General features: G+C 62.2%; 14 protein-coding genes and 2 pseudogenes. 8 read left to right on the forward strand and 8 right to left on the reverse strand.

The features are described from left to right. Nucleotides 1-69: 69 nt before the first annotated feature. Nucleotides 70-549: a hypothetical protein gene (locus ACLKMW_RS17660; protein ID WP_415725799.1), complete on the reverse strand. Its 480-nt coding sequence runs from the start codon at nt 547-549 to the stop codon at nt 70-72. 100 nt (nt 550-649) lie between these two features. Then, nucleotides 650-2,782 (reverse strand): ParB/RepB/Spo0J family partition protein, encoded by a 2,133-nt coding sequence (locus ACLKMW_RS17665; RefSeq protein WP_415725800.1) that lies wholly within the window; start codon nt 2,780-2,782, stop codon nt 650-652. Between the two features lie 449 nt (nt 2,783-3,231). Here ACLKMW_RS17665 and ACLKMW_RS17670 point away from each other — a divergent pair, with 449 nt between their 5' ends. Beyond that, complete coding sequence (locus ACLKMW_RS17670; protein WP_415725801.1) at nt 3,232-3,525, forward strand: hypothetical protein; 294 nt, start codon at nt 3,232-3,234, stop codon at nt 3,523-3,525. Between the two features lie 129 nt (nt 3,526-3,654). On the opposite strand, the gene ACLKMW_RS17675 is transcribed toward ACLKMW_RS17670, so the two are convergent. Continuing rightward, the gene (locus ACLKMW_RS17675) at nt 3,655-4,602 is read right to left on the reverse strand and encodes a hypothetical protein (RefSeq protein ID WP_415725802.1); all 948 of its coding nucleotides are present in this window, start codon (nt 4,600-4,602) and stop codon (nt 3,655-3,657) included. Continuing rightward, nucleotides 4,602-4,907 (reverse strand): annotated as a pseudogene (locus ACLKMW_RS17680) (zincin-like metallopeptidase domain-containing protein); the annotation flags it as partial. The pseudogene ACLKMW_RS17680 and the gene ACLKMW_RS17675, both read right to left, overlap by 1 nt. Before the next feature lie 425 nt (nt 4,908-5,332). Here ACLKMW_RS17680 and ACLKMW_RS17685 point away from each other — a divergent pair. The 6 genes from ACLKMW_RS17685 to ACLKMW_RS17710 all read left to right on the forward strand — a co-directional run bounded on the left by ACLKMW_RS17685 (nt 5,333) and on the right by ACLKMW_RS17710 (nt 10,829). Continuing rightward, nucleotides 5,333-5,647: a PadR family transcriptional regulator gene (locus tag ACLKMW_RS17685; protein ID WP_458575175.1), complete on the forward strand. Its 315-nt coding sequence runs from the start codon at nt 5,333-5,335 to the stop codon at nt 5,645-5,647. Beyond that, nucleotides 5,644-6,861 (forward strand): chromate efflux transporter, encoded by a 1,218-nt coding sequence (gene chrA / locus ACLKMW_RS17690; protein WP_415725803.1) that lies wholly within the window; start codon nt 5,644-5,646, stop codon nt 6,859-6,861. Before ACLKMW_RS17685 ends, chrA begins: the two co-directional genes overlap by 4 nt. Next, nucleotides 6,851-7,447, forward strand: a complete 597-nt coding sequence (locus tag ACLKMW_RS17695) for an exopolysaccharide biosynthesis protein (protein WP_415725804.1) — start codon at nt 6,851-6,853, stop codon at nt 7,445-7,447. Before chrA ends, ACLKMW_RS17695 begins: the two co-directional genes overlap by 11 nt. Before the next feature lie 231 nt (nt 7,448-7,678). Next, the gene (locus ACLKMW_RS17700; protein WP_415725805.1) at nt 7,679-8,899 is read left to right on the forward strand and encodes a site-specific integrase; all 1,221 of its coding nucleotides are present in this window, start codon (nt 7,679-7,681) and stop codon (nt 8,897-8,899) included. Further along, nucleotides 8,896-9,840 (forward strand): tyrosine-type recombinase/integrase, encoded by a 945-nt coding sequence (locus ACLKMW_RS17705; protein WP_415725806.1) that lies wholly within the window; start codon nt 8,896-8,898, stop codon nt 9,838-9,840. Before ACLKMW_RS17700 ends, ACLKMW_RS17705 begins: the two co-directional genes overlap by 4 nt. After that, nucleotides 9,837-10,829, forward strand: coding sequence for a tyrosine-type recombinase/integrase (locus ACLKMW_RS17710; RefSeq protein WP_415725807.1), 993 nt, complete (start codon nt 9,837-9,839; stop codon nt 10,827-10,829). Before ACLKMW_RS17705 ends, ACLKMW_RS17710 begins: the two co-directional genes overlap by 4 nt. An 82-nt stretch (nt 10,830-10,911) precedes the next feature. Here the strand turns inward: ACLKMW_RS17710 and ACLKMW_RS17715 are convergent. Then, nucleotides 10,912-11,565, reverse strand: a pseudogene (locus ACLKMW_RS17715) (ArdC family protein); the annotation flags it as partial. Nucleotides 11,566-11,862: 297 nt separating this feature from the next. Here ACLKMW_RS17715 and ACLKMW_RS17720 point away from each other — a divergent pair. After that, entirely contained in the window at nt 11,863-13,698 is a 1,836-nt protein-coding gene (locus ACLKMW_RS17720) for a sensor domain-containing phosphodiesterase (protein ID WP_415725808.1), read from the forward strand. Nucleotides 13,699-13,753: 55 nt separating this feature from the next. Here the strand turns inward: ACLKMW_RS17720 and ACLKMW_RS17725 are convergent, their stop codons facing one another. The 3 genes from ACLKMW_RS17725 to ACLKMW_RS17735 form a co-directional block, all read right to left on the reverse strand. Continuing rightward, complete coding sequence (locus ACLKMW_RS17725) at nt 13,754-14,167, reverse strand: DUF5615 family PIN-like protein (protein WP_415725810.1); 414 nt, start codon at nt 14,165-14,167, stop codon at nt 13,754-13,756. Beyond that, the gene (locus ACLKMW_RS17730; protein ID WP_415725811.1) at nt 14,164-14,814 is read right to left on the reverse strand and encodes a DUF433 domain-containing protein; all 651 of its coding nucleotides are present in this window, start codon (nt 14,812-14,814) and stop codon (nt 14,164-14,166) included. Before ACLKMW_RS17730 ends, ACLKMW_RS17725 begins: the two co-directional genes overlap by 4 nt. A 99-nt stretch (nt 14,815-14,913) precedes the next feature. Further along, on the reverse strand, nt 14,914-16,077 hold the full coding sequence (locus ACLKMW_RS17735) for a tyrosine-type recombinase/integrase (RefSeq protein WP_415725812.1): 1,164 nt from the start codon (nt 16,075-16,077) through the stop codon (nt 14,914-14,916). Nucleotides 16,078-17,156 lie beyond the last annotated feature (1,079 nt).

Consider the following 17,156-nt stretch of genomic DNA (forward strand, 5'->3'; position numbering starts at 1 on the left):
CTTGATCTCCGATGTCGCGCCAAGAAAAAAGGGCTCCCCGCCTTGGCAGGGAGCCCTTCGGTCGTCGGTTCAGATTGACTGTTGGGGCGCCTCTGGGGCGATGTCCTCAACTTGGTGGCCGGCATAGGTTTCCAGAACGGCCTGGGCGTAGGGATTTCTTGCGAGCCATAGCTCGGCCGCCTCGCGATTCTCGGCGAGGTGCAACAGTTCGCGGTTTTCACCGACCTGTTGCAGCACACGGACCATTCCGATCCGGGGCTCTTCCACCACCTCGAAGGAGAGATCGCTATCGACCGAATGGGTGCGCATCACCATGACGAGGATGACGCCTTCGCTGGCGAAGTTGCCCTCATGCAAGGTGATCGATGCAGGCGATGTATAGGTCGGCCGCTGCCGGGCCGGTTCCTTGCGCACGAGTCTGCCGATCCCATTGCGGCGTTCCCAGGCTGCAAGTTTTTTGGTGAAACGAGCCGGCGGCTTCGGGGCATGGTCGGTGTAGCGAACGAGAGCCCCGAGCGGGGCGCTATCGTGGATGATATGCGCGGTCATGAAATGATCTCCGGAAACGGGAAGGCCCGGCGAATGCCGGGCCTGGATGAAGGTTTGGAAAGAGAAAGCGGGGCGGCTCGCGCCGCCCCGCTGGTGACGATCATTCAGCCGCGATCAAATGGGCTGCGTGGTCCTCGGCCTGTTCGTCCTCGTCGGCGTCCCCGGCAAGGAAGTCCGGCAGCACCTGGGTCTCGTCCTGGGCGTCGACAGGTTCAGGCGCCTGGGCGTCCTCGAACAGGCGGAGCGGCTCAGGCAGCCAGCCGGTATCGGCCAGAAGGCGTTCGGCTTCCTTGGCCATGTCGCCTTTCTTCAGATGCTCGATCAGCGAGGCGGCCCGTTCGCCCGCGCCCTCGCGCACCGCTTCGAGGATGCGGGGCTTGGTCACACGGCCGAGATAGTTGTCGACCGTCGGCCGCCATCCGGCGCCCTCCACCATGTCGAGGCCCGTCGCGCGCGCCAGCCGATCGGCGTGGGACATCCGCGTCTCCAGCCCATGCTGCGAGACGCCGTTGCCGCCATAGGGGTTCGGCTTCTCATAGAGGGCGTTGACGCCATAGGCGACGCAATGGGCGAGCAGCGCCATGCGGCTGGCGTCGTCCAGACCTGCGATCCAATCCCAAAGAGCGCCGTCGTCAGTGGGAAGATCAGCCTTCCAATCCTCGTAGCGAGCCGTGATGGCCTTGGCGGATGGACTGTCTTTCAGGTCCGCTCCCTGCGCCGAGAAGAAGTGATGGCGAACGGTGACTTCCAGGCATCCGTTCGGTGCGGAATACTGGTAGCGCTCCGTCACCAGCCGATGGAGCAGCGCCGTCATGGCGACATGGGGATTGTTGGCCAGGGCATCATGCAGGGCCAGCGTCCGATGCGCCGTCAGCTCCGAGACCAGCCGTTCGGGCAGAGGCTTGATGACATCGCCATCTTCCTCCTCAGGCTCGGACGGCTGGCCGCCGACCGTGATCACGGCGCGCTGCATGGCCGGAACGGCGGGAGCCGAACCGTTCGATTCGGCGCCATCGGGGTCGCTCTCGCCCTCGACGATCTCCGGGGCCTCGTCTTCGGGGCGAACATAGCCGCGATCGATGGAGAGATTGCCGTCGCGGTCGATGCTGATGAAGGCGCCGGCGCGAGCGACATCGGCCGGTTCGTAAATGACCGGACGATCCTCGAAGGCAGCGAGCGCGGTTTCGATTTCGCCGACACGCTCATCGACTTCTTCAGGGTACTCTTCGGCTTCGGCATACTGCGCTTCCAAGGCCTCATATTCCGCAGTCAGGGCGTCGAAGGTGCTCTGCTCTTCGTCGGTCAGGGGCGTGGTCACCCCGATCAGGCGACGCAGGCCATGACCATAGCCATAGGGCGCCTCGACCCGTGCATCGACCCATTTCCAACCCTCGGCGCCGATCGCCTCGGCTTCCGCCTTCAGCTTGTCGTCGGTGAGCTGGTCGAGCAGGCCGACATCCTGCAGCCACCCGCCATCATCGGATTGGAAGAGGTCGTTCAGCACGACGCCGCCTGCGGCCTCATAGGTCTCGATGCCGATGAACTGCGCCCGCTTGTCGGTCGCGCGGACGGTGGTCTCGGTCAGCATCCTGCGGATCTGGTAGGGCTCCTTCGACCATGAATCCTTGATCGCGTCCCAGACCTGTTGCTGGCGGGCATGATCGGGATTGACGGTGAAAGCCATGAGCTGTTCGAGCGTGACGCCGTCTTCGGCATAGAGCTCGAGCAGCGAGGGGGCGACAGACGCCAGGCGCAGGCGCTGCTTCACGACATTGACCGAAACGAAGAAGGCCGCGGCGATCTCCTCCTCGGACATGCCCTTGGTGCGCATGTCCTGGAAGGCCCGGTACTGGTCGAGGGGATGGAGGGGAGCGCGCTGGATGTTTTCGGCCAGGCTGTCGTCTTCCAGCAGAATGTCGCTACCGGCCTCACGCACGACACAGGGCACCGGCGCGGTCCTGGCGAGACGCTTGGCCTTCACCAGCAGTTCGAGTGCCCGGTAGCGGCGGCCGCCGGCGGGGATTTCGAACATTCCGGTCTCGTTGCCTTCCGTGTCAACAACCGGGCGGACGTTCAGACCCTGCAGCAGGCCGCGGCGGGCGATGTCTTGCGACAGTTCCTCGATGGACACGCCGGCCTTGACCTTGCGGACGTTCGACTGGCTGAGCACCAGCTTGTTGAAGGGGATGTCGCGCGAGGACGACAGGGTGATTTTCTGAGCAGCAGTAGCCATCGTGGTAGTCTCCGCGACGGGCGCCGAGAGCCTCTCTCTCGACCTCAAACCCGTCACGAAGCGAAGCGCCGCCCTCTTCCTCTAAAGGGGCAGCGGATCGTGGAGGGACCGTGCGTTCTATATCGCTAAGGTTGGGCCGATCCGGCTGCGCTGACCATCGTCGCGGACCTCTCCCGGTTCACCGCAGGAAGATCCGTGGACTTGCGCAACATATGTCCAGGACGGAAATCCTGTGCCATAGGGCGATGTCGGCTTCGGCTTGAACACCGCTCCGACCGCATCGTGCGCATGAACACTGGGCCTCCGACTATGTCGGGCGGCCCACGGAATAGAAGACCCGTCAGCGTTGCGGCTCGCCGCGGCGTGGGAAATACGTGGGGCGCGGTTCCCAGTGTTCACGCGTGTTCAACCGTCCCGGCGCCAGGCCGCGGATAGCGCGGAGAGCGTCTATGGACACACGTCTAGCAGCCGGAGATCGCCTGGCGCCCTGTCGCGGGTTGCGGGCTCTGAGGGATTTCGGAAAGCAGCGGCGGTATCGCTTGTCTCGGACAGAGCGCGCCCTGGTCGGTGCGCAAGGCAAAGCGCTGATGATGCTGGTGACGGCCTTGCAGGCTCGGGGCCATATCCAAACCAGCGAGTTCGCCGATATGCTCGGCGTTTTCAGCGTCGTCGTCAGCGAAGACGACGATCTGGAAGGCACCATCCTCGCCGGTTGGGCTGGCATGATGAAGGAGAGCCTCTGAGGCTTTGGTAAGGAGAGCCGGACAAGCTGGAATGAACTTTTCCGCATTGCCGGACTTCCGCAAATCCGGAAAGCCGAGGAGCCGCAAAGCTGTAAATCCGGGTCTACGCGCTTGCGGCTGTTAAGCGGATCACACGCCGCACATGCCTTCGCATTCGTTGGGCCAGAGATCGAGCTGGCCGTGGTCGGCGGCGGTCGAAAGATCGGCGCGATCGAGCGGAACGGCCGAGCGGTGGAGATAGACCTTGCCGCGGATGCCCCGGAAGCCGGTGCGAATGGCGGCGTCGACCGACACGGCGTCATCCCAGGCCTCGGGATCATGGTCGCGCAAGTGCCGCCAATAGTCGTCGGAATGGAACGGACAGCCGACGCAGGCGCTCTTTGGCGGGATTGGATAATCGTGCCGCTCCAGCCAGCGCAGGCAATCCCGGCGCGTCAGGCCTTTCTCGATCAGGGGCCAGCGGTTGACCTGCCACTCCTCAAACGACGGCTTCATACGCAGCGCCTCGTCGAGCGAAATGCCGATCCATTGCTCCGAGATCGGCGTTCGCGGCGAGCGGCGTCCGGCGATGCCGAGCAGTTCGCGCACCTTTCGCCTTATCGGGACGATCTTGTAGTCCCCGGTGCATTGGCGGCGGATCATGCCGATGCCGACCCGCTCGGTCGGCGTGACGCGGGTGCCAACGACCACCAGCTCCCCTGTTTCATCCTCGTCATAGACGGGCAACTCGGTTCCGGCCGGCGTTACGGTGCGGGTGAAGGCGGGAATTGACGCCCATCGCTCACCGCGCGCGCCGGCGAGGAGGTCGGCCCGCAAATCCCCGGCCGAGACGATGTGGACGGGAAAGGGCAGGACATTGGACGATTGCAGCCAGGCGAGATGGTCATAGACGGCCTTCGGCTCCCAGCCGGTATCGGCGAAGACCGCGCAATCCGGCATGGGGCCGATCTCGCCGTGCGCGGCCATGAGGGCGAGCGTGGTGGATTGGACGCCGGCGCCGAGGCTGAGGATGCGCAGGCGGATTTCGGCCGCCTGTTCTGGGTTGGGGACGAAGCCGGGAAAAGCGAGCGCGTTCATCACGCCGCCTCCCGCTCATCATCGACCGCGCCAAGACTGCCGCCGTCCGGCAGGAATCCGAGCAGCCAGTCGGCGGCCTTGCTCGCCTGACTGGCCGCCCGAACGATCGCTCGGTTGTCCTCGCGCAGCACCTCCAGCCAGGAGCCGATATAATCGGCATGGCGAACCGTCGGCACGATGCCCAGCGACGCGCAGCAGAAGGCCGCGTTCATCTCCGCGACCAGTTCCTCGAACGCGTATTTCTTGGTGCCGAAACTGCCCGAGAAGTCCCGGCCGAGCCGGGATGCATGGCCCGTCGCGTGCCCCTTATGCCGATATCGGCATAAGGGTCATTATGCCGTAAACTGGATTATGCCGCATGGCCGAGCTTGGTTACTGATATGCCAGGTCTTGGCCACGCGATAGTTCGGCATAATCAGAGCCATCCAGAATGACTTTTGTGGGGTGGACTCCTGCCAGACTGCTTCTGGGCGAGAAAGTTCGGAAAGCTGACATCGCTGGAGGTCAGCTCCATTCATGCCATCGCTGTTCGGGGGGATGCGCGACGAGATCCCCCAATGCTCGACCTGGGATCGAAGTCCTGGCGGCGGCTCATTAACGCCAGGAGCTTCCGTCATCGTGGCCAAGACACAGGAAGTGCAGCCAACCGTTAAGCTGGACATCCGGGGATTGACGCCGAAGCCGTGAACTGATTTATCGAAAACCGATATCGAAAAGCGTGGGTGTTCTCTTGACAGACCAGATGGAGCATCACGATCTGCTGTCCGGACTTGTGCGTCTGCACGTCCTGCATCATGCGGCGCAGCACCCGGTCTATGGCCAGTGGATGATCGACGAGTTGGCACGGCACGGTTACCGCCTGTCGCCCGGCACGCTCTATCCGATGCTCTCGAAAATGGAGCGGGACGGCTACCTGACCAGTGTCACCGAACGCGACGGGCGGACGTCACGGAAGTTCTACACCATTACGGCAAAGGGAAGCGAAGGGCTTGCGGTAGCGCGGGTTCGGTTGCGGGAATTGAAGGGCGAGGCAGGAACGGGATGATGGACACGACGGACGCGACCGAGGCTAGGTCAGCACAGGGTACGCCCGGAGAGGTGTTCGCTACCTTCTTCAAGCTCGGCTTGACATCTTTCGGCGGGCCTATCGCGCATCTCGGCTATTTCCGTGATGAAATCGTCTCGCGCCGCAAATGGCTGAGCGATCACGCCTACGCCGATCTGGTCGCGCTCTGCCAGTTTCTGCCCGGACCGGCGTCGAGCCAGGTCGGTTTCGCGCTTGGAATGATGCGCGCGGGCTGGCTCGGTGCGCTGGCAGCTTTTACGGCGTTCACGCTACCATCCGCGGTCATCCTCGTCGTGTTCGCTATATCCGCAGCGTCCATTTCCGGCCCCGTCGGGATGGGAATCCTGCATGGGCTCAAGATCGTCGCGGTCGCGATCGTCGCCCAGGCAGTCTGGGGCATGGCGAAGAATCTCTGCCCCGATCGTGAGCGCGCCGCGATTGCAGTCGGCGCGGTCGTCATGCTGGCGTTCCTACCCAGCGCCATCGGGATGGTGGGCGCGATCGTTCTGGGCGCACTTGCTGGCCTCGCGCTGGGACGCGGTTCGGGGGCGCCAGTCGGTGGGCATGTCACGATGCCAGTATCCCGAGGGATGGCGGCGGCGGCGGTCATCGCCTTCTTGATGCTGCTCCTCCTCCTTCCAGTTCTCGCCGAGCAAAACCAAGCTCTGGCGGTGGTCGACAGCTTCTACCGTGCAGGCGCGCTGGTGTTCGGGGGCGGTCACGTGGTCCTCCCGCTCCTTCAGGCCGAGGTGGTAGCGCCTGGTTGGGTTACTCCGGATCAGTTCCTTGCCGGGTACGGTGCGGCGCAGGCGGTGCCTGGACCGCTGTTTACCTTCGCAGCCTACCTAGGCGCGGTGCTTGGGCCAGAGCCAAATGGCGTGGTCGGGGCACTCATTGCACTTCTCGCCGTGTTCTTGCCCGGCTTCCTGATCCTGATCGGTGTGTTGCCGTTCTGGGATCGGTTCCGCGCCATGGCGTCGGCCCAGTCACTGATGCAGGGTGCGAACGCCGCAGTCGTCGGCATTCTGGGTGCGGCGCTCTATTCTCCGGTGTTTACCAGCGCCATTGGCGACATGCGGGACTTTGCGCTCGCGCTCGCCTGCTTCGTGCTGCTGATGGCATGGAAGGCTCCGCCATGGTTGGTTGTCATCGTTGCAGCAGTCGGCGGTGTGGGTCTCGCGCTTGGAGCCTGAGGGGGATGTACTCCCGACGTCCGAAGTCCTTCGCCGCCTGGCGGAGAGAGCCGAAGCGGGCGAGGTCTCGGTCGCGGACATCGCGGACATTGCCGGTCGACGAACGCACGCCGCGATACTCGCCCTCGTCGCGTTGCCGGAAGCCTTGCCGCTGCCGGTCGTCGGCATGTCGACGGCTTTGTCGATCCCGCTGATCATCGTGTCGGCTCACATGGCTGCGTTCGGCGCGGGAGGAGGCATACCAAAATCGTTGGAAAGGCGAAAACTGCCGGCATCGCTCGTCAGGGTCGTGGCAGGCAGGGCCTCATCCTTCCTCAAGCGTGTCGAGCGCATTTCGAAGCCGCGCCTGAGGATCGTGGCAGACAGAAGCCGGATCCTCGCGGCTATGTGTCTTCTGCTGGCCGCCGTGATCGCTCTACCAATTCCGTTCGGGAATCTGCCGCCTGCGATCTGCGTCCTCCTGATGGCCGTTGGCATGGTTCAGAAGGATGGCGCTCTCGCCGCGGCCGGGTTCGCAGGTGGCTTCGTCATATTGGGCGGAAGCGTGTTCGCAGCCGATTATCTGATCGGCTTCTTCCAGGCGTGATATCGCGGTCTGGGTTCAGCCGAATGAAAAATGGTACCACTGTTGGGCTGTTCGGGTCGCCTGCCGTTCGATCCCCGCAGCCGGCAGCGGCCTCCTTCAGTTCTCCGGCGGGTTTCGGGGGGCGGTCAGCCCAAGCCGAACGGCCGAAAAGGGGTCGGAAGCTGCCGAAATCTGTCACAAGATGCGGGTTTCGCGTGAGAATTGGTGCTCCAACAACATGGAGCACAGAAAATGGAAATATCCGACCAGCCTACTTGCCTTGATCCCTACCTCGTGTCGTTCGAGAAAAGTCTTTCATCCAGGAATTACAAACCAGCCACGCTCAAGAACTATCGTTGCCTACTGCGTCGCTTCGGTCAATTGCTCGACGCCGAGGGCATTGCGCCGTCGGCATTGACGCCGGAGCTTTCCATCGAGTTGGGACAGCGATTGCCGGCCACGCCGAAAAGCCAGGTCAAGTTGCCGAATCTTGCCAGATTATTCGTCGCGCATCTGATTGAAATAGGCATCGCGACACGACCGCCACAGACACCTGCGCAAGCTGAGCGCGCTGAACTGCTGGGCAACTTCGAGACATATCTGATCCGGCAACGCGGTCTCAGCCCGCGCACAATCTATCATGTGCTCCGGTTCGCGGACCGCTTTCTCAATCATCGCTTCGGCGACCATATGCTCGACATGCTGGCGCTGAACGCCCGTGATGTCGCAGCGTTCATGGAGTACCTTGTGACGCGCAAGCGTCCGTTCCGCGACAAGACACCGGCCACGCATCTGCGCAGCTTCTTCCAGTATCTGTTCGCTCAGGGCCTCACGACGACCAACCTGTCGCTCTGCGTCCCTCGGGCGCACAAGCCCTGGGGCGCGAGGCTCCCCCGATACCTGTCGCCTGATGAGGTCGAGGCCGTGGTGGCCTCGGTGCGCCACAATCCGCGGCGCGGGGCCCGGGACTACGCCATGTTGCTGTTGATGGCCCGTCTCGGCCTGCGTGCACCGGAGATCATCGCGATCCAGTTAGATGATATAGACTGGCGCGCCGGCGAACTGATGGTTCGTGGGAAAGGCCAGCAACATGATCGTCTACCTATCCCGCCGGACGTCGGCGAAGCGATCAGCGAATATCTGCGCGAGGATCGCTCCTCCGCAACCACGCGCGCGCTGTTCGTGACGCATCGAGCGCCCAATCGCCCGTTCAAGGACAGCCAAGTCATCAACGCCATATTGAAGGAGGCATTCGCGGCGACGGGTGTGAAGCCGCCAACCCCCTACGTCGGATCGCATGTTCTGCGGCACAGCCTGGCAACGAACATGGTTCGCGCTGGTGCCTCGCTGGAAGAGATCGGCGATCTGCTGCGACATCGGTCGCGGGCGACGACGATGATCTACGCAAAGCTCGACACGGACGGTCTGCGTTCCATTGCCCAGCCCTGGCCGGTCGCGGAGGTGGCACGATGAGCTTCCTCACCGAAATGGAACGATACCTCACCATCAGGCGGCAGCTCGGCGCCGACCTGAGCACCGATGAACGGATATTGCGCCGCTTCGTCACGTTTGCCGACCGAGATAGAGCGCAGCACATCAGCACAAGCCTTGTCATGCGTTGGCTCGAAAGCCTGCCTCTCGCCAGCTCCGGAACCAGGGCGACGCGCTTCAGGGTCGCCCGCCAGTTTGCCGAATGGTTGCACGGTCTGGACCCCAGGCATGAGGCACCTCCGCGGGGAATGGTGCCGGGCCGTGTTCAGCGTTCTCACCCCTATATCTACAGCGATGCCGAAATCGTTACGATCATCGAGCATGCGCGAATGCTGCCTTCCGTCTATGGCCTTCGCGGCCTGACCTGTTCGACGCTGTTCGGCCTGATCGCTGTGACCGGGCTTCGGATCAGCGAAGCTCTTGCTCTTGACCTTGCCGACCTTGATGTTGAACCCGGCGTGCTTCGCATCCGGCAGGGCAAGCTCGGCAAGGAACGGCTGCTGCCGCTGGACCCGAGTGTTGTGCATCGGCTGCAAAGCTACGGTCGCGAGCGGGATCGACTGCTTGGCCGCCGACCAGAGGCATTCTTCGTGACCTGTGAGGGGCGACGCTTTGGCGATTGCAGTGCACGCTACAACTTCGCGCATGTCTGCCAGCAGATCGGATTGCGAGAACCGCAGCTCTATCTCCGGCACGGTCGTGGACCGCGTATCCACGATCTTCGCCACACCTTCGCGGTGCGCACCATGCTGAGTTGGTACCGATCGGGCAAGGACGTCGGCCGCGAAATGATCAAGCTCACGACATGGCTCGGTCATGCGAACCCCGCTCACACATACTGGTATCTGGAAGCAGTCCCGGAGCTGCTGGAACTGGCTTCTGCCCGTATAACCGGCTCAGCGGCGGAGGTGGAAGTTCGATGAAGACGAGCAACTTCCCCGCGCTGATCCAGTGCTTCTTCACCGATCGGCTCTGCACCCAGATGGAGGCGAGCCGACATACCATAGCCGGTTATCGTGACACGTTCCGGCTGCTGATCCGGTACGCGAGCGCGCGCTGTGGAAAGCCGCCCACCAAGCTGACCATAGAAAATCTCGATGCTGATCTTGTCGCCGACTTCCTGACCCATGTGGAAACGGCACGCGGCAACACAGCGCGCACCCGCAATACACGGCTTGCCGCCATCCGCTCATTCTTCCGCTACGTTGCATTGACCGATCCGAGCTGGCTTCTTCATTGTCAGCGGATACTCTCGATGCCGAACAAGCGGTATGTGAAGCGCAGCGTAACGTTCCTCGACGCAGAAGAAATCGCGGCGCTGCTGGCTGCGCCGGATCGAACGACGTGGGCGGGGCGACGTGATCATGTTCTGCTGGTGCTTGCACTTCAGACCGGGCTGCGGGCGTCAGAACTGATCAACCTGCGCTGTAAGGACGTAGTGCTCGGCACCGGCGCTCACATCCGTTGTATCGGCAAAGGGCGAAAAGAACGCAGCACGCCTCTTCGTCGCGATACCGCGAAACTGATCCAGACCTGGATCGGCGAGCGCCGCGACAGCGATGGACCGTTGTTCTCCTCGATCCGGGGCTCACAGCTCAGTCGAGATGCGTTGGAGCACTTGGTACGCAAGCATTGCCTAACGGCATCGCGGGGATGTCCGAGTCTCGCAAGAAAACGCGTCACACCGCACTCGCTGCGCCACAGCACGGCGATGGAACTGCTCCATCATGGTGTCGATCAGTCCGTGATCGCGCTGTGGCTCGGACATGAATCCGTGGAAACGACCCAGATCTATATCCACGCCGATATGCGCCTGAAGGAAAAAGCCCTCTCTCAGGTCTCCAGACCTGAAACGCATCCCGGGCGGTATCGTCCCGATGACGAACTGCTCGCGTTCCTCGAAGCCCTCTGATTATGCCGAACCGCCGCATGGTCCAACTCCCGCAAACCAGCCACCGAGCTCGGCCATGCGGCATAATCCGGCTTACGGCATAATGACCCATCTCGTGGAGGGCCGTGCGGTGCCAGTTGATCGGCTCGAAATAGGCCTGGGGAGGCGGGACCTGGACGTAGTCGAGCGCGGGCACATAGAAGGCGCGATCACCGCCGATGCGGAAGTCGATGTCGGTGGCCTGGATTAGCGCCTCGACGCGCGGCTCGATCAAGCCAGGGGGCGGCGGGGGCGCCTCGACGGCGACGTCTTCGGGCAACCCCTCGCATTGCGCCGCATTGAACACGGTAAAGCGCTTCAGGAACGGGATCTGCCCCGGTTCTTCACCGGTGTCCCGCGCCCGGCGTTTTTCGTCCTCGGGTGTAAAGCGGTCGGCATAGACCACGGTCGTGCCGCGTTCGCCTTTCCTGACATTGCCGCCGAGAGACAGCGCCTGGCGGAAGGTGAGCCAATGCTGGGTGGGATAGCCATGTTGAACCACGGCGCCCCAAAGAATCAGCACGTTGATGCCGGAATACTGCCGGCCCGTGCTGGCGTTCCTGGGCATGGCGAGCGGGGCCTTCGCCGCCGCTGTTCCCCAGGGCTGGACCCAGGGGAGCCGCCCTTCCTCCAGCTCGGCGATGATCGTGCTGGTGATGTCGTCGTAAAGATTGCTGCGCGCGGCGCTGCCAAAGGCGGCGCGATCCTGTCTGGCCATCGGGATGATCTCCGCGACGGGCGCCGGAGACCTCTTCTCCAGCCCTCAACCCGTCACGGAAAACCCGTCCGCACTCTCACTCTCAGGGGGCGTTGCGGGGTCTCCCCGCAGAAGGGGTCGGTCGAGACTACAGGCTCGACCGCAGGGGAAGGCTTTCCCCCAAAACGCGCCAGTTCATTTGCTTAGCGTTTACTGTCTTTCGACATGCAATATTAAACGAAAACGACTATTATAGTCGCACTTTAATGGAGATGGGATGGGCCCAGTTTGTTGCAGGTTCAAAATCAGATACTGCGGATGATTGCGACGGGAGCCTCTTTGCAGGATACGACGCGGCAAATCTGCCTGAATGTCGATAGCCTCTTTGAAGGCGCAAGCTGCTGCATTCTGAAGATGGACGCGGCTGGCCGTCTTCACGTCTTGGCTGCTCCGCGTTTTACGGACGACTACAGGACGCTCGTTAATGGCATGGCGACTGATGCGCCGATCGGCGTGCAACTCACGCAAGAAGAAATGCGAACGCCTGCCGTGATCCTCGACATGAGGCTGTGTCATTGCAGCGAGCGTGTCTGCGATTATTTTGCGACTCTGGGACTGAAAGCGTGTTGGGTTCTGCCTGTCACAGACGTAAACGGGCACATGGCCGCGTTGTTCGTGGTGCATCTGCCGGAGCGGCGCGAACCGACAGAGACGGAGCGTGCCTATATCGAGAACTGTGCAGAGCTGTGCGGCATCGCGATCCAGAAGCACGAGCGTGTTGCGACACGGGAGAGGGGCGCTACTGTCGATGCGCTAACGGGGCTGCCTAACCGCTTTGCCTTCAACACCGCGATGAGTCTTTTGCCATGCGACACTGATGGCTCCTGGGCGCTGTTTCTAGTCGACCTCGACAATCTCAAGCTTGCCAATGACACCTTCGGTCACCTTGCGGGTGACGCGCTGATCAAGACGGCTGCACGGCGGATTGCCGAAGCTTCGGCGCCAGACAGGGTGTTCCGGCTCGGCGGCGATGAGTTCGGCGTGATCATCGAACGGGCCGGAGCCCTTTTCGATCTGGATGCGGTCGCGCGTTGGATTATCGAAGCGCTCGATAAACCTGCCGATTGCGCCGGGCATATGATCGTTCCGCGCGCGACAATCGGGGGTGCGGTGTTTGGCGGCGACGAGCAGACCGCCAAGGCCGTCATCGAGGCGGCGGATTTCGCGCTGTATCACGCCAAGGAGACTGGGCGCGGTGGATTTGTCCGATACTGGCCCGGGATCGGCACCCGGATGACACGGCAGATCAACGCCGTCCGCGAGGTCAGCGCCGCTCTCGATGAAGGGCGGATCGAGGCGCATTATCAGCCCATCGTGCGCCTCGATACGGGTGGTGTGGAAGGCTTCGAGACCCTATGCCGGATTCGGGCCGATGACGGCGCACTCATTCCTGCGAGCGAGTTTCGCGAGGCGACGAGCGATGTGCGGGTCGCGGCTGACCTCACGCGACGGATGCTGGAGCTTGTGGCGCGTGATCTTGCCGGATGGCGGGATCAGGGGCTTCCAATCAAGGCGATCGGCCTCAATCTTTCGGCTGCGGATTTCCACGTCAGCGATCTCGACGCGAAGCTGGAAGCTGCTTTCGGCGAAGCGGGATTTCCGCCTGAACTTCTTGTCGTGGAGATCGATGAAGCCGTCCATCTGGGTCGGCGTGATCCAGCCATACCCAGGCAGATCGGAAAGCTTCGAGCGCGCGGCGTGCGGGTCGCGATCCACGAATTCGGCGGGGACTATGCCTCGCTGGCCCAGCTCATCAACGTTCCGGTCGACATCATCAAGGTCGGACGAGGGTTTATCTCGCAGCTCGGCCAGGAAGGACCAGGCAAGATCGTGGTGGGCGGCCTGATCGATGTGGTGCACCGGCTAGGCATTGAGGTTATCGGAGAAGGGATAGAGACGGCTGAACAGGCGCAGCAGCTCTGGGCGATGGGTTGTAGGCTGGGCCAGGGCTTTGCTTTTGCTTCGGCAATGAACAGCGAGGCAGCAGCCGACCTGCTGGCCGGGCGTCGCCAGATCCAAGCTCCCGTTTCGACGATGGCTGAAATCGTCGCGATCGATGAGGCATCGCGATCTCGTGCAAGGGCGGGCCGGTAGGGGGCATCCAACGGCCCTGACGTAGCGACCAGCCGTTCCTTTGCTGGTCACAGGCTTAGGCCGGAAGCGCGTAGCGAACAACGCGCAGATATCCGTCGTCCTCCAGCGAGACTTCCAGAACCTGATTGACGAGATCGGGAGCGGCGTCGAGTTCACGCAGAGCCTGTTCGAACAGCTCGATCTGGACATCGCGGGTCATGCCGTCCGGACCATTGAGGCAAATCAGGCCGGCGTGCAGATCGACGCGAGTATATTGGCCCTTCTGTCCGGGGCGGTCAGCGGCACCTCGGAAATCGACCGAATTGCGCGTGACGAAGGTCCAGTCTCCGTCAATGATGAGGGGGAGCAGATCCCAGTCTTTTGCCCCGGCGCGACCGAGCCAGACGATGTGTGACGACTCGCCAAAGCCCCTTTCCAGGGCCAGCTCCGTCAGTTTTGGACTAAGGCATTCGTCGATCAGAAACTTCATCCGGCCCGCCGGCGTGGCACGCGATGCTCGGAGATGACCCGTGTGCCTTTTGGCAGACTGGACAGCACAGGTTTCGGACGGCCCCGCAACGGGTTTGCATCCGCATAGAGAACCGCAAGCTCCAGTTTATCCTCCGTCAAGGAGGGGTAATCCTCCAGGATTTCCTTGGTCGGCACGCCTGCAGACACGGCAGCAGCAATGTCATGAACAGGAACGCGCGTGCCGCTGATGACTGGGGCGCCGCCCATGATCTCGTCGGAGACGGTGACCATATCGCGGGCTGAATCCAGTGACGCCAGGCGCTCGATAGAGCGCTTGAAGAACGGGTGCAGGTCGATTGTCAGGAAGTCGTCGCGAACGGTCCAGTCGGCCGCCAGCATCGCCTTCGTTGCGGCGCGGTTCCAGCGACGCAGACGGGGTTCGGCCGAGCGAATCGCGAAGAGGCGCTCCTCTGAGGTCAGGCGTTTGGCGCTCTCGAAATAGAAGGCGATCAGGGTGCAGGCGGCCGCGAGCACGTATCGGCCGTTATCGACCGATACGAGCGTATCCGGGAGAATGCGCTCATCGATGACGCGGTTGACGTCGCGCAGGCTGACGCGCGCGACGACGGCCGCTTCTGTGGCTTTCAGCATTTCCGTAGCTGGCATGGCTGCCTCCGCGTATAAATCATCCGATGGTTCGGAATATATATAAAGTGCCCGGCGATTTCAAGGAAAAGCCGGGCACCGGAGGCGTGAGCAGGGTCGTTATCCGAGAGCGGCGGCAAGGCGCTCGGAGATTTTCGAAGCTGCGGCCTTGAGCGGATCATTCGCCAGATGCGCATAGCGGGCTGTCGTCTGAACCTGGGTGTGTCCCAAGAGCTTCCCGATCATAGGGAGGCCTTCTCCGACCAGGAGCCCTCCAGAGGCGAAGGTGTGCCGCAGGTCGTGGATGCGGACATTGTCGAGGCCCGCTTCTTTCCGGATACGCCGCCACGGACGCTGAAGATCGGTCAGGTGCGAACCTTCGAATTTGCCGACGATGACATAGGGATTGTCATCGACGCGAGGCAGGCTCTCCAGAATCTTGACCGAGGCGTCGCCCAGATGAATGGTCTTCGCGCCGGTCTTGCTGTCTGGGAGATTGAGCTGTGCTTCGTCCAGATCCACGTCCTCCCAGCGAAGGGTCTGGATTTCGCTCAGGCGGCATCCAGTGAGCAGCAGCAGACGGAAGGCTGCGATGGAATACTTGCTTTCAGAGCCGTCAGCCTCGAATTGCGACAGCACCTCACCGAGCCGCTTCATTTCCTTGGGTGAAAGGAAGCGTTCGCGCTTGTGTTCGGGATAGCGCTCGACGTCCTCGCAGGGATTGGTGTGTTTGTCGCGAATGCCCCAGGTCTCGGCGAGGTTCATCATCTTGGACAGGACGCCAAGGGTGCGATTGGCTTGGTAAGGGATATGAGCGTGAGCGCCGTGCATCTCGGCGACGTCGGCCGTGGTGACGGATCGAGCGCGTTGCTTGCCGAAGAACGGATTGATGAACAGTTCGACGCAACGCTTGTATTCGGCCTGGGTGGATGGCTTGCAGCGAACGGCGACGTGCTCCTTGAGGAAACGGGCGCCCAGTTCGGTCAGGGTTGCCGATTGACGCTCGCGATCGCGCACGGCGGCGGGGTCGCCATCGTTGCCACGGACATCGCCGAGCATGCGGATGGCCTCCTTGCGGGCGATCTCTGCTGTAACGGGACCGAACTGCCCGATCATCACGCGCCGCGTCCGGCCATGCCGACGATACTGGATGAGGAAGAAGCGCTTGCCGCTTGGCATCACGCGGATACCAAAACCGGGGAGCTCGGTGTCGAAAATGATGTAGTCTTTTTCCCGCTTATCGAGTCCCTCGACGAAGCGCTTTGTGAGTTTGTCCTTTGCCATTCGGTATCACCCTTTCTTTGCAATCTGGGCGATCTCCGATCCGATCCCGTGGAAGCGTCGTGGAAGCGCTGGGGGGTAAATCGTAGCGAAGATCATCGCGAAAAAGGATGAGTCTTCCGGGTCAAAAATGCAAGGTGTAACAGAGGGTTATGCGGAGTTCGGCGGGGTCCGGATAGCGTGGCGTGCAAATCGGAAAACGCCAAAAAACGAACTCATAACCTGAAGGTCGCAAGTTCAAATCTTGCCCCCGCAACCAACTTTCCTAACCAACAAGCGCGGCCGTCCGAGCATCCGGGCGGCCGTTTGCGTTTCCGGCCGCAACGACACGGCGGTTGCGCAGCCAGCAAGCCATCACCTCCCGCACAGGCAGACAGCCCGAAACGCCGGCGGAAAGGCGGCGCGCTCGCCCTCCCTGGCGAGGCAAGCCCCCCTCCTGCGGACCACGGGCTCAAGGGCGCAAGTCCAAATCTTACCCCGGCAACCAGCCTAACCTGCCGAACAAGCGCCCCCGCCAGCAAAACCTCAGATCAAACAGAAAGGGACGGGGCGAATCATCCATATGTCTCGATGTCGACAGCCAACGTGATTCGGACGTTCAAAGGCGCCGCCGGCGTCTTTAGAGCGGCGGGCGTTCTGACTGAATCGATAAGGATTCTTTGATGGGGATTTCGTGGTTCACTTCATTGAAGGTGATTTTGCGACCGGATCCTATCGCTTGATCTTCGGGAGCGTGTGACGCGGGTTTGTTGACGGTGGCGGTTCTTCGCGGGACGGGCCGGCGTCGCATTTTGGTGTGTCTGTCTCCTGCATGGTGAAGCTGATAGCGGCATACTGCAAGACGGGCAGCCTCAAGGCGAAGCCGGAAGGCGGCTGGCGCTATTTCCAAGTTCGATCCGCCCGGAACTTCCTGATGGGACGGGTGGCCGAGAAGGATGATATCACCTGCTCGAACTGGCCGAGCACGGCACGATGGTGGCTCGTCCTCGGGTCTCGCGCTGGCTGATCCGCAACCGCTATCCAATATGGCGGTTTGGGGGAGCGGTTTGTCGGCGCTTGCGCGGGGTTGGTGAGGGGGAAGT

The sequence above is a fragment of the Borborobacter xinjiangensis genome (assembly GCF_047739745.1).
Classification (GTDB): domain Bacteria; phylum Pseudomonadota; class Alphaproteobacteria; order Rhizobiales; family Rhizobiaceae; genus Pseudaminobacter.

Bases quoted from the DNA above. Each gene is read 5' to 3' on its own strand.
- ACLKMW_RS17660 (WP_415725799.1), bottom strand. From the start codon at position 549: ATGACCGCGCATATCATCCACGATAGCGCCCCGCTCGGGGCTCTCGTT.
- ACLKMW_RS17665 (WP_415725800.1), bottom strand. From the start codon at position 2,782: ATGGCTACTGCTGCTCAGAAAATCACCCTGTCGTCCTCGCGCGACATC.
- ACLKMW_RS17670 (WP_415725801.1), top strand. From the start codon at position 3,232: ATGGACACACGTCTAGCAGCCGGAGATCGCCTGGCGCCCTGTCGCGGG.
- ACLKMW_RS17675 (WP_415725802.1), bottom strand. From the start codon at position 4,602: ATGAACGCGCTCGCTTTTCCCGGCTTCGTCCCCAACCCAGAACAGGCG.
- chrA (WP_415725803.1), top strand. From the start codon at position 5,644: ATGATGGACACGACGGACGCGACCGAGGCTAGGTCAGCACAGGGTACG.
- ACLKMW_RS17700 (WP_415725805.1), top strand. From the start codon at position 7,679: ATGGAAATATCCGACCAGCCTACTTGCCTTGATCCCTACCTCGTGTCG.
- ACLKMW_RS17705 (WP_415725806.1), top strand. From the start codon at position 8,896: ATGAGCTTCCTCACCGAAATGGAACGATACCTCACCATCAGGCGGCAG.
- ACLKMW_RS17710 (WP_415725807.1), top strand. From the start codon at position 9,837: ATGAAGACGAGCAACTTCCCCGCGCTGATCCAGTGCTTCTTCACCGAT.
- ACLKMW_RS17720 (WP_415725808.1), top strand. From the start codon at position 11,863: ATGATTGCGACGGGAGCCTCTTTGCAGGATACGACGCGGCAAATCTGC.
- ACLKMW_RS17725 (WP_415725810.1), bottom strand. From the start codon at position 14,167: ATGAAGTTTCTGATCGACGAATGCCTTAGTCCAAAACTGACGGAGCTG.
- ACLKMW_RS17730 (WP_415725811.1), bottom strand. From the start codon at position 14,814: ATGCCAGCTACGGAAATGCTGAAAGCCACAGAAGCGGCCGTCGTCGCG.
- ACLKMW_RS17735 (WP_415725812.1), bottom strand. From the start codon at position 16,077: ATGGCAAAGGACAAACTCACAAAGCGCTTCGTCGAGGGACTCGATAAG.